This window comes from Winogradskyella sediminis, from assembly GCF_003387355.1.
Lineage (GTDB): Bacteria > Bacteroidota > Bacteroidia > Flavobacteriales > Flavobacteriaceae > Winogradskyella > Winogradskyella sediminis.
In genome coordinates this window covers 154,947-169,462 of the sequence record NZ_QUNH01000001.1, presented here as the reverse complement: position 1 = coordinate 169,462, position 14,516 = coordinate 154,947, and the positions used below count along the sequence as shown (strand labels likewise).

Genomic DNA, 14,516 nt, shown 5'->3' with positions numbered 1-14,516 from the left:
CAATTTCTAATTTTGAAATTGTGGTTTTTTATATTAAAAAAAATGAAAGTTATGAAACGGCTTTCAGTTTTTTAATTGTAGATTTATTTAAACGATCTTCAGCGTAAGTCTTAGTAACGTTTAATTTTGTTTCATCTGAACTTGGTAAATCAAACATCGCTTCGGTTAATATTTCTTCGCAGAGCGATCTTAAACCACGCGCACCAAGTTTGTATTCAATGGCTTTTTCTACGATATAGTCTAGAGCTCCGTCTGTAATAGTAAAAGCGATATCATCCATTTCAAACAATTTCTTGTATTGTTTAATGATCGCATTTTTAGGTTCTGTTAATATGGCTTTTAAGGTTTTAGCATCTAAAGGGTCCATATGAGTTAGCACAGGTAAACGTCCTATTATTTCAGGGATTAACCCAAAATCCTTTAAGTCCTTAGGAATGATATATTGTAAAATGTTATCCTTATCTATATTGTCGGTTTTCATAGAGCTATAACCAATAGATTGCATATTCATACGTTTGGTAATAACACGTTCAATACCATCAAAGGCTCCACCTGCAATAAATAATATATTCTCGGTATTCACCTCAATAAATTTTTGATCAGGATGTTTACGACCTCCTTTTGGTGGAACATTAACCACAGTACCTTCTAAAAGTTTTAGCAAGGCTTGTTGTACTCCTTCACCAGAAACATCTCTTGTTATAGAAGGGTTGTCACTTTTACGTGCAATTTTATCAATTTCATCTATAAAAACAATTCCACGTTGTGCTTTTTCTAAGTTATAGTCTGCAGCTTGTAATAACCGTGTTAAGATACTTTCTACATCTTCACCAACATATCCTGCCTCTGTAAGAACAGTAGCATCTACGATAGCTAAAGGTACATTTAGCATTTTTGAAATGGTTTTGGCCATCAATGTTTTACCTGTACCAGTTTGCCCTACCATAACGATATTACTTTTTTGGATTTCAATATCATCGTCTGTTGGTGGTTGTAATAATCGTTTATAATGGTTGTATACGGCCACAGACATAACACGCTTAGTGTATTCTTGTCCAATAATATATTCGTCTAAAAAACCTTTAATTTCTTTAGGCTTCTTCAGCATTAATTCTGCACTTAAATCTGAATTTCCAGATTGTTTAGATTCTTCTATTACAATACCGTGTGCCTGCTCAATACAACGGTCACAAATATGTGCATCTAAGCCTGCAATAAGCAAGCTTGTTTCTGGCTTTTTCCTACCACAAAATGAACATTCTAATTCTTCCTTTGCCATTTTAAATATTAAGTTTAAAAGTTATGGTATTAGAGTTGTAAACCCTTTTTCCATTACTTTTTAATTTCTGTTTGTAAATTTTAGTCGTGAAAGATGCCAATTACTTTCGTTCTAAAATTTCATCAATCATTCCGTACTCTAAAGCTTCTGGAGAACGCATCCAATAATCTCTATCAGAATCTTTTTCTACCTGCTCTATAGATTTACCTGAATGATTAGCTATAATTGTATATAATTCTTCTTTTACTCTAATGGTTTCTTTTAACGCAATCTGCATATCGCTTAATTGACCTTGTGTTCCGCTACTTACCTGGTGTATCATTACACGAGAGTGTTTTAAAGCCGATCGCTTTCCTTTTTCTCCTGCGCACAATAGTACGGCTGCCATAGATGCTGCAATACCTGTACAAATAGTAGCTACATCTGGTTTTACAAATTGCATGGTATCATAAATACCCAAACCAGCATATACACTTCCTCCAGGAGAATTGATATAAATTTGAATATCTTTAGAAGCATCTACACTTTGTAAAAACAACAATTGTGCTTGGATAATATTAGCCACTTGGTCGTTTACTCCTGTACCTAAAAATATGATGCGATCCATCATTAAACGCGAAAACACATCCATTGCAACAGCGTTCATCTGACGCTCTTCGATAATGTTTGGTGTTAAGTTTGTAGGATTCATACTGGTAATTATTTTTTGGTAATAATTACTATTAATCCCTTGGTCTTTAGTGGCGAATTTTTCGAATTCTTTTCCGTAATCCATATAAGTAATAATTCTTTTAATTAATGAGTTCTATTAAGATTTTTAATCGTCTAAAAACTTACAGGTTGTAGAGAAAGTGTTAAAGATTAAAGCACTTTGACCGCGCTTAGTGTGTCATCAGATTTGTTGTAAAAAATAGATTCCAAAAAAAAGCGCAAAACCATACAGAGTTTTACGCCTTAAAGATACTAATAATTTTTAGCTTACCGTTTTCACAGTAACGACATTTTAACGTTTTAAGGCAAAGCCTTAACTTTATTAAATTAACTATAGAATTCTTTTACAAAATCATCGTAAGTGATGTCTTTTGTTTTAATGTTTGCCTCAGCTTTGTATAACTTTAGTAATTTTTGACTTACTAATTGCTCAGACATACGCTTAACTTCGTCTTGGTTTCCTAAGATACGAGCCGCAATGTCTTCTAACTCTTTGTCTGATGGATTCATTTGTCCAAACTGCGCCATTTGACCTTTAATCATATCCATAGCATAAGATTTCAATTCTTCAAACTGAACTTGTAAGTTGTGCTCTGTGATCAATTTACCTTCAATGAGTTGGTAACGCATGCTTTTTTCAGACTTTTCATATTCTTCTTTAGCTTGCTCTTCAGTCATTTCTTCTTCACCTGCCGTTTGCATCCATTTTTGTAAGAAACTAGCTGGTAAGTCGAATTTGGTGTTTTCTATTAAACTTTCGGTTACATCGTTTAATAATTTTTGGTCACCTTGTTGTGCAAATTGTTTTTCAGAATCTTCTTTGATTTTTTCTTTCAATTCCGTTACAGAAGTAACATTGCCTTTTCCGAATAATTTATCGAATAATTCTTGATCTAAATCTGCTAATTCACGTTCATTAATTTCAGTAATCGTAAAAGTTACTTCAATATCTAAACCATGAGCATCATCATGAGGTACTTTTAAGGCGTTCATTAAATCGTGGTCATCACTGAATAAGCCTTTAGTTTTTAATGTAATTACATCACCAACTTTGGCGCCAATAAATTTCTTAGGATTTGTTTTTCCTTTCAACTTATCTAAAGTAATCATTGTAGAATTCTCAATCTCCTTTTCTTCATTCTTAAAAGTTCCGGTAATTTCAGAATCTTTTGCCACTTCATTTTGAGACACAATTTTACCGTATTGTTTTTGGATGTTCTCAATTTGATCGTCGATCATCTTGTCATCGGCAACAATATTATAATGTGTTATTGCTTTTTTACTTTTTAAGTTAACATCGAATTCTGGTGCTAAACCTAATTCAAATTCAAAAGTAAAAGCCTCAGCATCCCAGTCTAAATCATCTTGAGCTTTTGGTAAAGGATTTCCTAAAACGTCTAATTTTTCTTCAACTAAATACTTGCCAAGAGCGTCTTGTAGTAATTTGTTCACTTCATCTACCAATACAGCTTTACCATATTGTTTCTTCACCATTCCCATTGGTACATGGCCTTTTCTAAAACCAGGAATGTTAGCGGATTTACGGTAATCTACTAAGATCTTCTCAACTTTATCGCTGTAATCTTCTTTTGCGATATCCACTTTTACAACTGCATTTAATGCATCGATGTTTTCTCTTGTAATATTCATTTTTTTGAAACTAAAATTGGGCTGCAAAAATACAATATTTTTTGCAACCCAACAACAGTTTTAAATCTTTGGCTTTGAGCTATTTTTTATCGTCTTTAAAGAAGGATTGTAACAACGATTGTAAAATGGATAAAAGCACACTAAAAAGGAGGGCGGTCCAGAAACTAGATACTGCAAATCCATCGATAAGTTTGTCTGCTAATAATATGATGAGTGCATTAATTACTAAAAGAAAAAGACCTAAAGTAAAAATTGTTGCAGGTAAGGTTAAAATAACCAAGATGGGTTTTACCAATAAGTTAAGAATAGCGAGTACAATAGCTACAATGATAGCGCCAACATAACCATCTACTGTGACACCACTTAATAGATGTGCCAAAATAAAGACAGCTAAGGCGTTTAATAAAAGTCTAATGATTAAATTCATGATTTTAGTATTTTAAATAAGTGTACCTAAGATACAAAATTCATTACAGCAATGTAGAATTCTTTTGGATTTTCAGCGTGTAACCAATGACCTGCATTAGAAATAGATATAATTTTTGAATTTGGAAAGTGACGATGAATAATAGCTTCATCGGCTTCTCCAATATATTCTGAACGGTCACCACGTAAAAACAAGGTGTCTTTTTGAAATGTAGCATGTACAGGAAGCGCTTCTCCAACTTCTGAAACGTTCTCCCTTAAAACCTTTAGATTTATACGTAAACCTAATTGCCCTTTTTCTACCCAGTATAAGTTTTTGAGTAAAAACAGTCGAGTTCCGGTTTCGTGAACATAATGGCTAAGAGCATCGTCTGCTTCACCTCGGCTTGTAATAGTAGAAAAATCTAGACTGCTTAAGCCTTCTAAAATAGCTTCATGATGCACTGGGTAATAACGCGGAGAGATGTCGGCAACAATCAATTTGTGTACTAATTTGGGAAATTTAGCAGCAAATAGCATTGCTGTTTTTCCACCCATGGAATGTCCTAATACTATAATGTCGCTTAATTTTTTGTCTTCGCAATACCGTTTTAAGTCGTCTGCCATGAGGTCGTAATCAAATTCGTTAGAATGAAAACTACGACCATGATTTCGCTGATCTACAAGGTGAACTTCAAAATCTGATTCTGAAAAGTGCTTCGCTAAGGTTTTCCAATTATCTCCCATACCTAAAAAACCGTGTAGGATTATAAATGGTTTTCCTTCTCCAATAATATTTGAATACAACGTCATACTTCGCTTTTCTTAATGTTTAGAAGGTAATTATTTTAATTTTTTTAAATACTGACCAATAACATTTTCTACACCCATATACAAACTTTCGGCAATTAATGCATGGCCTATAGATACTTCTAATAATCCTGTGATGTTTTCTTTAAAGAAGGCAATGTTATCTAGTGATAAATCGTGTCCGGCATTAATTCCCAATTGCAAAGTATTGGCTAAGCCTGCACATTCCATATAAGGTTTTATCGCGTCTTGGTTACCTAAGCTAAATTGGTGAGCAAAGGCTTCTGTATATAGTTCTATGCGGTCCGTGCCAGTTGCTTTTGCTCCTTCGATTTGATGTAAATCTGGATCTACAAATATAGATGTTCTTATACCATTAGCTTTAAATTCTTTAATGACATCTACTAAAAAATCTTTGTGTTTTAAAGTGTCCCAACCTGCATTAGATGTTATAGCGTTCTCAGCATCTGGAACTAATGTAACTTGTGTAGGTTTAATTTTTAAAACCATATCTACAAATTTCGGAATCGGATTCCCTTCTATATTATATTCGGTATAGACTTCAGATTTTAAATCGTATGCGTCTTGGTATCTAATATGTCTTTCGTCTGGTCTAGGATGTATGGTGACACCTTCTGCACCAAATCGTTGCACGTCTTTTGCAAATTGTACAACATTGGGTACATCACCTCCGCGGCTATTTCTTAATGTTGCAATCTTATTTATATTAACACTTAGCTTTGTCATTGTAATCGGTTTTGAATCACAAAAATACAAAGTAGGAGGTGTAATGTATGGTTATTTTTGATTAATTTGCAACATATTTAATACAGTTTAATGGAGCTTCAAGACTATATAATTAACGATATAAAACCTGTAAGTATAACCGATAAAGTAAGTGATTTAAAATTACTCTTTAATCAGTTAACCTATTCTCATATTCCTGTGGAAAAGGAAGGGGTTTATATGGGTTGTATTTCTGAAACAGATGCGCATTGCTTTGATGGTGCAATTACTCTTGAGGATTGTAACTATGCCATTGAGGGATTTTTTGTAAGGTCTTCCACAATTTGGTTAGATGTATTAGAAGCTTTTGCTCAAAATGATTCTAATATTATGCCTATATTAGATCAAAACAATAAATATCTAGGGTACTACGAGCTAAATGATATTATCCACCTCTTTAATGAAACACCTTTCTTTGCTGAACCCGGTGGAATTTTAATCGTAGAAAAAGGGATTAATGATTACTCTTTTAGTGAAATTAGTCAGATAGTTGAATCTAATGATACTAAACTTTTAGGAGCGTTTGTGTCTAAAATTGAAGGAGATTTAGCAACCATTACTTTAAAAATAAGCACAACAAGTCTTAATGAAATTATTCAATCATTTAGGCGCTACAGTTATAATATTGTCTCAGGTCATGAGGATGATTCTTATCTCGAAACTTTAAAACGACGTTCACAATATCTCGATAAATACTTAAATATGTAATTGTAAAAGGAGCATACTTAAAATTTTGTCAATCTCATACATTTGTAACAATAAACCGCATATGGCCATTAAAAAAATAGCATAGAAACCCACATGAAAGTAGCAATTTACGGTCAGAATTATATAAAAGAAACGACTCAGACAGCGGTTGAAAAGCTTATTGACGTTTTATTAGAAAAACATGCCGAAGTTTTTATAGAACAAGAGTTTTTATATACACAAATTGAGGAGATACAACAAAACCCTAAAATTGATACTTTTAATGCATTAGATACAAGTTTTGATTTGTTAATTAGTGTTGGTGGTGATGGTACAATTCTTAGAGCTATAGCTTATGTAGGAGATTTGGGTATCCCAGTAGTAGGTATTAATACAGGTCGCTTAGGGTTTTTAGCTACCATACAAATCGCTGATATAGAAACGGCATTAACTGAGATTTTTAATGGTGATTATAAAATTTCTGAACGGTCTTTGCTTAGTGTGTCTACAAACCCTGAGCATCAAGATATTTTAAACACGCATTTTGCTTTAAATGAAATTGCCATAAGTAGAAAAAATACCACGTCCATGATCACTATAGAGACACATCTCAATGGAGAGTTTTTAACCTCTTATTGGGCAGATGGACTTATCTTATCTACTCCGACCGGTTCTACAGGCTATTCTTTAAGTTGTGGCGGACCAGTGATTGCTCCTAATGCTAAGAATTTTGCTCTTACACCCATTGCTCCACATAACTTAAGTGCCCGTCCGTTGATTCTTCCAGATAGTACTACGGTAACATTAAGAGTTAATGGTAGAGAAGATCAATTTTTAATGTCCTTAGATTCTAGGATCGTTACACTTTCTAATACCACAACGGTAACGGTGAAAAAAGCAGACTTCGTGATAAAAATGGTAGAATTATTAGATGAAACCTTCCTTAGAACACTTAGAAAAAAATTACTTTGGGGCGAAGATCGCAGAAACTAAAGCAATTTTATACAATATTTACTTTCAAAAACTGTTTATCTGTAAGACTATTTGTGTCAAATTATTGCGCACAAATCAGAATTGTTATATTTGCAAACTTTGAAAACTCTATGAGGTATTTTTTTCTGCTATTATTATGTACTTTCATTCCTAGAAATGTTGATGCTCAGATTTATGAGGTTGGCATATTTGCAGGAGGAAGTAATTTTATTGGTGATGTTGGAGCTACGGATTATATTGCACCAAATCAGGCAGCATTTGGTATTTTAGCAAAATGGAATCGCAGTGCAAGACATTCATTCAGAGCTTCAGTTATTTTTTCAGATTTAGAAGGGATTGATGGAAAATCTGATGATCCAAGGAGAATAGAGCGCGACTACCAATTTAATACAAGTGTCATTGAGATTTCATTAGGTATGGAGTTTACATTTTTAGAATTCGATCTGCATACTATAGGAGCAAAAGGTACTCCATATTTATATTCTGGTATTACACTTGCTAATCACGATAATTATTATTTTACAACAACCGGCGAGTATACTTCAGAAAACACAAATAGTTGGGCCATGGGAATCCCAATGGTTTTGGGTTATAAAACGAATATTACTAATCAGTTAATTTTGGCTGGAGAAATTGGTGCACGTTATACGTTTTCAGATGAATTAGATGGTAGTGTACCTGATTCAAAAGACAGAGAAGCATTAAGTTTTGGAAATACTAACAATAACGATTGGTATATGTTTACAGGAATTACATTAACTTACACCTTTGGTAGAAGACCTTGCTATTGCAATTTTTAAATGAGTTTAAAAGATCAAATAAATAAAGAGAAACTTCCCGCCCATCTTGCAATTATAATGGATGGCAATGGTCGTTGGGCTAAAAAACAAGGGTTGATGCGTGTTGTTGGACATGAAAATGGTACAAAGTCTGTGAGACAAACCGTAGAGGCCAGTGCTGAGTTAGGTATAAAACATTTAACGCTTTATGCATTTTCTACTGAGAATTGGAATAGACCAAAATTAGAGGTTCAAACTTTAATGAAGCTTTTAGTAAAGTCGTTAAAGAAAGAATTGAAAACATTTGAGGATAATAATATTAAATTATGTGCCATAGGAAATCTAAACGATTTGCCTCAAAAAGCCCATAAAGAGCTGTTAGATGTTATAGAGAAAACAAAGAATAATACAAATATGACATTAACTTTGGCCTTGAGCTACGGTTCTCGTGAAGAAATTGTTAATGTTATTAAAGAATTGTCAGTTAAAGTTAAAAATAATATAATTTCTTCTGAAACTATTGACGAATCAATTATTAATAAGCATCTTTACACGCAAAATTTACCAGATGTAGACTTACTTATACGCACAAGCGGAGAGCAACGTATCAGTAATTTTTTACTTTGGCAAATTGCCTATGCAGAACTATATTTTACAGATATTTTATGGCCAGATTTTACAAAAGAAAATCTTTATGAGGCCCTCATAAATTATCAAAACAGAGAACGAAGATTTGGAAAAACAAGCGAACAACTTACCTAATGCCGCAAAATTGAAGTCATACATTAAACTTTTTTGTATGGCATGCCTTTTTACAATTTCATTTAACAGTTTTGCTCAAGTAGAGAGCGGAGAAACCTATCTGATTAAAGAAATTACAGTTACCGGAAACACTAATTTTAGTGCTCAAACGATTATAGCCTATTCTAAACTTAGAAAGGACGAAGAAATCCAAGTTGGTGGAGAAAAAATCGCCAACGCTGTAAAGACCCTATGGAAATCTAATTTATTTAGTAGTATAGATATTTATGTGGTTGACATTGATGGGGATACGGCAAATTTAGAGATTCATCTTAGTGATTTACCTGAGCTTAAAGATTTAACAATAGAAGGAGTTAAAAAAGGAAAAAAGGACGAAATTATTAACGAAAATAAGTTAAAGCCAGGTCAAAAAGTTACAGAAAATCTTATTGCAACTACTAAAAACTACCTTACAAATAAATACCGTAAAAAAGGGTTTTTAAATACGGATGTAAGAATCAGTACATCCGAAGTAATTGATTCAGTAGAGAAGGAGCGTGTAGATATGCGTATCGTTATTGATAAGGGTGAAAAGGTAAAAATTAAATCGATTAATTTTGAAGGTAATGAAAAAATAACGGATAAAAAGCTTCGTAAAGCAATGAAGAATACGAAGCAAAAGAAGTTTATTCGAATTCTAAAACGTTCAAAATATATTGAGGATGACTTTAGAGAAGATTTAGTAAGTGTTGTCGACTATTATAAGGAGAATGGGTATAGAGATGCTAGAATTATATCGGATTCTATTTCGTATTTAGATGATAAAAATATCAACCTTAATATTAAAGTAGAAGAAGGTGAAAAGTACACTTTTGGAAAAATTTCATTTGTTGGAAATACTATTTATTCAGATCAACAATTATCTAATCTTCTAGGTATTAAAGAAGGTGATACTTATAACGGTGTAGAATTAAGAGAACGTATTGCAGATGATACCAATCCAGATGCTAATGATCTAACTAATGCCTATCAAAACTTTGGTTACATGTTCTCTACTATTAATCCTGTAGAGGTAAGTGCAGAAGGCAATGTTATAGATATGGAAATCCGTATTTCTGAAGGTAAGCCAGCTTATTTTAACAATGTCACTGTTGTGGGTAATGACGTTACTAACGATCATGTGATCTATAGAGAAATCAGAACTCGTCCGGGTGAATTATATAGAAAATCTGATATTATTAGAACGATTAGAGAACTTGGTCAATTAGGATATTTTGATGCACAACAAATCGTTCCAGATATTAAAAATCCTAATCCAGTAGACGGTACTCTAGATGTAGAGTATGCTCTTGTAGAACAAGGATCTAGTCAAATTCAACTACAAGGTGGTTATGGTGGCGGAGGCTTTATTGGTACTTTAGGATTGTCATTTAATAACTTTTCTATCAAAAACCTTTTTAATAAGGATGCTTATACACCTGTACCTAGAGGTGATGGTCAAAGTTTAGCATTAAGATTGCAGGCTAGTCAGTATTTTCAAACTTATAGTTTCTCTTTTAGTGAGCCTTGGTTTGGTGGTAAAAAGCCATTTCAATTGTCATCATCACTTTCATATTCTCGTCAATTCTTATACGATTCAAGTACCGGAAGCGCTGATAAAAGTAAGAGCTTTAATATCTTAGGTTTAACGTTTGGTGTGTCAACTAGATTAGCAGAGCCAGATGATTACTTTATGTTATCACAAGCTATAAGTTATCAGCATTATGATCTTCAGAATTATAACACCGGATTGTTTACGTTTGGTGATGGTACAGCGAATAACCTATCTTATACTATAGGTTTGAGTAGAAGTGATGTTTATAATGATCCAATTTTCCCGACTGGTGGATCTAGCTTCTCAGTATCGGCTAAATTTTCATTCCCTTACTCATTAGTAAATGGTGTAGATTATTCAGCATTAAAAGAAGATAGAGCAGATCAGAGTGAAATTATAAGCGATTACCAATCAAATCCTAACCCTACACTGCAAGAAACGGCTATATATAACGATGCCACTACAAGGATTGCTGAGATTGACCAAGAGCGTTTTAATTGGTTAGAATTTTATAAAATTAAATTTAAAGCAGACTGGTACCAAGCCTTATCTAAGAAATTAGTATTGCGCCCTAGTATGGAATTTGGTTTCCTAGGCGCCTATAACAATGATAGAGGTGTTATTCCTTTTGAGCGTTTCTTCCTAGGTGGTGATGGGTTAGCTAACTATTCTTTAGATGGAAGAGAGGTTGTACAATTACGTGGTTATCCTAATCAATCATTGTCATCTGAAGATGGTGGGTCTATATATAGTAAATTCTCTTTAGAATTGCGTTACCCAATTACACTAGGTGCGCAAGCCAAAATTTATGCACTGTCATTTTTAGAAGCCGGTACATCAGTAAATGATTTTAAAGATTTCGACCCATTTAAACTTAGTAGATCTGGTGGATTTGGACTTAGAATCTTTATGCCAGCCTTTGGTTTACTTGGTATAGACTTCGGTCACGCATTTGATACATTGCCTGATGGTACTTCACCTAAAAAGTGGGAGACACACTTTATAATTGGACAGCAATTTTAAGTTTGGCACGATATTTTCTAATAGCTAAATAAGGATTTCATCATATTGTTAAAATTTTTAAGAATATATTTCGTTAAATTTGAAGATTAGTAACACTAAAATGATAACACATTGAGTTTTACACTTAAATGTCTCAAAACATGAAAACAAAAATGATGAAATTTAAAGTTCTTTTTTTACTAACAATCATAGCTCTCGCTACTCATAGTGTAAATGCACAGCGTGGTGTAAGAATTGGCTACATTGATACTGAGTATATACTACAGAATGTACCAGAGTATAAAGAAGCATCTTCTCAGTTAGATAAGAAAGTGCAACAATGGAAGACTGAAATAGAAACCAAGTTAAATGCCATCGAACAAAAAAAGAAAGAACTCGATAATGAAAGTGTTCTTTTAACTAAAGAGTTATATGATGAGCGCTATGAAGATATCACTTTTGAAGAAGCTGAAATTTTAGATTATCAACAAAAGCGTTTTGGGCCAGAAGGTGATTTAATGATTCAGAAACGTCAATTAATAGAGCCGATTCAAGATCAAATTTTCGCAGCAGTACAAGAAATTGCTGAGACTAAAAAGTATGATTTTGTGTTTGATAAATCGGCAGACGTTGTTATGTTATATTCTGCAGAGCGTTACGATATGAGCGAGCAAGTTTTAAGAACTATTACTAGAACCTCTAAACGTACGCAAGCAAAAAATAAGAAAGAGCGTAAGGAGTTAGAAGAGGAAGCAGTGGTGCCAGAGGTTAACGCTGATAAGGACGCACGCCAAAAAGTTCTAGAGGAACGTAAAGCACAACGCGAGGAACAATTAGCAGCAAAACGTTTAGAGCGTGAAAAGGCTGCAGAAGAAAGAAAGAAGGCACAACAAGAATTAAGAGATGCTAAGAAAAAAGAAGCGGAAGCGCGTCGTCAGAAAGTGATTGATGAAAGAAATCAAAGATCTGGATCTACTTCTGATAAAGATACAACAGTGGCTCGTGATAGTGCTGTTGCGGCAAAAACTAATGCTAGAGTTAAGACTACGGATGATAGTTTAAAAGTAGAAAACACTACAGTTAAAAAGGATACCATTAACTCTAAGACACCTAAGACAGCTGCAGAAAAAGCAGCAGCCGAACGTGCTAAAAAACTAGCAGATAGAGCTGCACGCCAAAAAGAGTTAGAAGAAAGAAAACAAAAAATAATAGAACAACGTAAAAAAGCACGTGAGGAGCGTGAAAGACAAGTAAAACGAAACGATTCTATAGCGAAAGCAAAGAAAAACGAAGACAATAATTAATAATTTATAACACGTAATACAATTAAAATCAAATGAAACATTTTAAAACTTTATTATTTGCAGCAGTACTTTTTATCGGAGCTACAAGTTTTACATCTGCCCAAAGCAAGGTTGCACATATTAATAAACAAGAATTGATAAAAGCAATGCCTGCATATTCACAAGCTCAAGCAGAAATTGAGAAGTTGAGACAAACATACCAAACTACATTTCAATCTTCACTTAAAGAGTTAGATGTAAAATTAAAGCAGTACGATGCTGAAGCTGAAACGCAAACAGAGCAGACTAACATGGAGCGTATGAATGAAGTTGAAGGTATTAAACAAAGTTTAGGTGAGTATCAACAACAAGCTCAAAAAGATTTACAAGAAAAAGAATTTAATCTTTTAAAACCTATCGTTGAAAAAGCGGATAATGCAATAAAAGCAGTAGCGAAAGCACAAGGAATACAGTATGTAGTAGATTCTGCAATGCTAATTGTAGCAGACGGTAAGGATCTTATGGCTGAGGTTAAAAAAGAATTAGGAATGTAATTATCCTTTTTTTAAATATGTAATTGAAAAGTCGCTTATTATTAAGCGGCTTTTTTATTTTTGTACTAATGAGCAATTCACCTATTGGCATTTTTGATTCTGGTATTGGAGGTACTTCTATCTTTAAGGAGATTCATAAGTTATTACCAAACGAAAATTGTATCTACTTAGCAGATAGCAAAAATGCACCTTATGGTAATAAGTCTAAAGCGGATATTATTGAGTTGAGTATTAAGAATACAGAACTTCTAATTAAAGAAGGCTGTAAAATTATTGTTGTAGCGTGTAATACCGCTACAACTAATGCTATAGATTATTTAAGAAAAACCTACAGTATTCCATTTATAGGTATTGAGCCTGCTATAAAACCTGCTGCTTTGAATACTCAGACTAAGGCGATTGGCATTCTAGCTACAAAAGGAACCTTAACTAGTCAGCTTTTTCATAAGACTACAGATTTATATTCTAAAGACATAAAAATTATTGAACAAGTAGGTGAGGGGATTGTACCTTTAATAGAGTCGGGTGAACTCCAATCTGAAATGATGACAGTCTATTTACAAACGTATTTAGAACCCATGTTAAAGCAGAATATAGATTATTTGGTACTTGGTTGCACACATTACCCTTATCTTATTCCTATGTTAGTTAAAATGCTTCCAGATCATGTTAAGATTATTGATTCTGGTAGAGCAGTAGCAAAACAAACTCAAGCTGTATTATCCCAATTAGATCTACGAAGTAATTCTACAGAAAAACCAAATATTCAATTGTTCTCAAATGCAGATATAGCAGTGTTAAACGCTATATTAGAAGATAAGTTTAACGTTTCTTATTTAGACTTTTAGAAAGGTTTAGTGTCTAAATCCTACTAAAGGAATCTATGAGATTACTCTTTGTTTATAATGCCAACTCAGGAAAATTGAATGGCTTTTTTGATGCTGGACACAAATTGGTTAGTCCTTCAACTTATAAGTGTACGTTGTGTGCCTTAACCCATAATACTTTTTTTGAAAAAGAGAGTTGGAAAAAATTTAGAACGGCATGTGACGTCCCTATGACGTTTTATCACAAGGATGAATTTAAAGTTAAATATCCTAACAACAATTTAATCTATCCTGTTATTTTAAAACAAAAAGAGCAACGTCTCTCTATTGTTTTAAATGCTGATGGTTTAAAGGAAATTTTCAGTGTGGACGATTTGATTACGAAATTAAAAAATCTACTAAAAGAGGAGTAGCC

At 33.3% G+C, this 14,516-nt stretch carries 15 protein-coding genes; 9 read left to right on the top strand and 6 right to left on the bottom strand.

The window, feature by feature from the left end:
• Positions 1 to 49: 49 nt before the first annotated feature.
• The 6 genes from clpX to C8N41_RS00760 form a co-directional block, all read right to left on the bottom strand.
• Complete coding sequence (gene clpX / locus C8N41_RS00785; protein ID WP_115837780.1) at positions 50 to 1,279, bottom strand: ATP-dependent Clp protease ATP-binding subunit ClpX; 1,230 nt, start codon at positions 1,277 to 1,279, stop codon at positions 50 to 52.
• A gap of 100 nt (positions 1,280 to 1,379) precedes the next feature.
• Positions 1,380 to 2,054, bottom strand: coding sequence for an ATP-dependent Clp protease proteolytic subunit (locus tag C8N41_RS00780; RefSeq protein ID WP_092446580.1), 675 nt, complete (start codon positions 2,052 to 2,054; stop codon positions 1,380 to 1,382).
• A gap of 263 nt (positions 2,055 to 2,317) precedes the next feature.
• The gene (gene tig, locus C8N41_RS00775; RefSeq protein ID WP_115837778.1) at positions 2,318 to 3,640 is read right to left on the bottom strand and encodes a trigger factor; all 1,323 of its coding nucleotides are present in this window, start codon (positions 3,638 to 3,640) and stop codon (positions 2,318 to 2,320) included.
• Between the two features lie 79 nt (positions 3,641 to 3,719).
• Positions 3,720 to 4,067, bottom strand: coding sequence for a phage holin family protein (locus C8N41_RS00770; RefSeq protein WP_115837776.1), 348 nt, complete (start codon positions 4,065 to 4,067; stop codon positions 3,720 to 3,722).
• Between the two features lie 26 nt (positions 4,068 to 4,093).
• Entirely contained in the window at positions 4,094 to 4,858 is a 765-nt protein-coding gene (locus C8N41_RS00765) for an alpha/beta fold hydrolase (protein ID WP_115837774.1), read from the bottom strand.
• Positions 4,859 to 4,888: 30 nt separating this feature from the next.
• Positions 4,889 to 5,602 (bottom strand): pyridoxine 5'-phosphate synthase, encoded by a 714-nt coding sequence (locus C8N41_RS00760; protein WP_092446584.1) that lies wholly within the window; start codon positions 5,600 to 5,602, stop codon positions 4,889 to 4,891.
• 90 nt (positions 5,603 to 5,692) lie between these two features.
• Here C8N41_RS00760 and C8N41_RS00755 point away from each other — a divergent pair, with 90 nt between their 5' ends.
• From C8N41_RS00755 to C8N41_RS00715, 9 genes are all read left to right on the top strand, one after another.
• Positions 5,693 to 6,349, top strand: a complete 657-nt coding sequence (locus C8N41_RS00755) for a CBS domain-containing protein (RefSeq protein WP_092446585.1) — start codon at positions 5,693 to 5,695, stop codon at positions 6,347 to 6,349.
• Positions 6,350 to 6,442: 93 nt separating this feature from the next.
• Positions 6,443 to 7,321, top strand: coding sequence for an NAD kinase (locus C8N41_RS00750; RefSeq protein ID WP_115837772.1), 879 nt, complete (start codon positions 6,443 to 6,445; stop codon positions 7,319 to 7,321).
• Between the two features lie 110 nt (positions 7,322 to 7,431).
• Positions 7,432 to 8,121 (top strand): type IX secretion system protein PorG, encoded by a 690-nt coding sequence (gene porG / locus C8N41_RS00745; protein ID WP_092446587.1) that lies wholly within the window; start codon positions 7,432 to 7,434, stop codon positions 8,119 to 8,121.
• Positions 8,122 to 8,862, top strand: a complete 741-nt coding sequence (locus C8N41_RS00740) for an isoprenyl transferase (protein WP_092446588.1) — start codon at positions 8,122 to 8,124, stop codon at positions 8,860 to 8,862.
• 37 nt (positions 8,863 to 8,899) lie between these two features.
• Positions 8,900 to 11,458: an outer membrane protein assembly factor BamA gene (gene bamA, locus C8N41_RS00735; RefSeq protein ID WP_249033209.1), complete on the top strand. Its 2,559-nt coding sequence runs from the start codon at positions 8,900 to 8,902 to the stop codon at positions 11,456 to 11,458.
• A 140-nt stretch (positions 11,459 to 11,598) separates the two neighbouring features.
• Positions 11,599 to 12,741, top strand: coding sequence for an OmpH family outer membrane protein (locus tag C8N41_RS00730; protein ID WP_249033208.1), 1,143 nt, complete (start codon positions 11,599 to 11,601; stop codon positions 12,739 to 12,741).
• A 32-nt stretch (positions 12,742 to 12,773) separates the two neighbouring features.
• Positions 12,774 to 13,274, top strand: coding sequence for an OmpH family outer membrane protein (locus tag C8N41_RS00725; protein ID WP_092446591.1), 501 nt, complete (start codon positions 12,774 to 12,776; stop codon positions 13,272 to 13,274).
• Between the two features lie 68 nt (positions 13,275 to 13,342).
• A complete protein-coding gene (gene murI, locus C8N41_RS00720; RefSeq protein ID WP_115837768.1) occupies positions 13,343 to 14,122 on the top strand; it encodes a glutamate racemase in 780 nt (259 codons plus the stop codon).
• Positions 14,123 to 14,157: 35 nt separating this feature from the next.
• Entirely contained in the window at positions 14,158 to 14,514 is a 357-nt protein-coding gene (locus tag C8N41_RS00715; RefSeq protein WP_115837766.1) for a GTPase, read from the top strand.
• The last annotated feature ends 2 nt before the right edge of the window (positions 14,515 to 14,516 follow it).

Excerpts from the sequence above, each read along its gene's own strand:
- murI (WP_115837768.1), top strand. The coding sequence starts at position 13,343 with ATGAGCAATTCACCTATTGGCATTTTTGATTCTGGTATTGGAGGTACT.
- C8N41_RS00770 (WP_115837776.1), bottom strand. The coding sequence starts at position 4,067 with ATGAATTTAATCATTAGACTTTTATTAAACGCCTTAGCTGTCTTTATT.
- C8N41_RS00780 (WP_092446580.1), bottom strand. The coding sequence starts at position 2,054 with ATGGATTACGGAAAAGAATTCGAAAAATTCGCCACTAAAGACCAAGGG.
- C8N41_RS00760 (WP_092446584.1), bottom strand. The coding sequence starts at position 5,602 with ATGACAAAGCTAAGTGTTAATATAAATAAGATTGCAACATTAAGAAAT.
- C8N41_RS00765 (WP_115837774.1), bottom strand. The coding sequence starts at position 4,858 with ATGACGTTGTATTCAAATATTATTGGAGAAGGAAAACCATTTATAATC.
- C8N41_RS00715 (WP_115837766.1), top strand. The coding sequence starts at position 14,158 with ATGAGATTACTCTTTGTTTATAATGCCAACTCAGGAAAATTGAATGGC.
- C8N41_RS00725 (WP_092446591.1), top strand. The coding sequence starts at position 12,774 with ATGAAACATTTTAAAACTTTATTATTTGCAGCAGTACTTTTTATCGGA.
- C8N41_RS00730 (WP_249033208.1), top strand. The coding sequence starts at position 11,599 with ATGAAAACAAAAATGATGAAATTTAAAGTTCTTTTTTTACTAACAATC.
- C8N41_RS00750 (WP_115837772.1), top strand. The coding sequence starts at position 6,443 with ATGAAAGTAGCAATTTACGGTCAGAATTATATAAAAGAAACGACTCAG.
- porG (WP_092446587.1), top strand. The coding sequence starts at position 7,432 with ATGAGGTATTTTTTTCTGCTATTATTATGTACTTTCATTCCTAGAAAT.
- C8N41_RS00755 (WP_092446585.1), top strand. The coding sequence starts at position 5,693 with ATGGAGCTTCAAGACTATATAATTAACGATATAAAACCTGTAAGTATA.
- clpX (WP_115837780.1), bottom strand. The coding sequence starts at position 1,279 with ATGGCAAAGGAAGAATTAGAATGTTCATTTTGTGGTAGGAAAAAGCCA.
- tig (WP_115837778.1), bottom strand. The coding sequence starts at position 3,640 with ATGAATATTACAAGAGAAAACATCGATGCATTAAATGCAGTTGTAAAA.
- bamA (WP_249033209.1), top strand. The coding sequence starts at position 8,900 with ATGGCATGCCTTTTTACAATTTCATTTAACAGTTTTGCTCAAGTAGAG.
- C8N41_RS00740 (WP_092446588.1), top strand. The coding sequence starts at position 8,122 with ATGAGTTTAAAAGATCAAATAAATAAAGAGAAACTTCCCGCCCATCTT.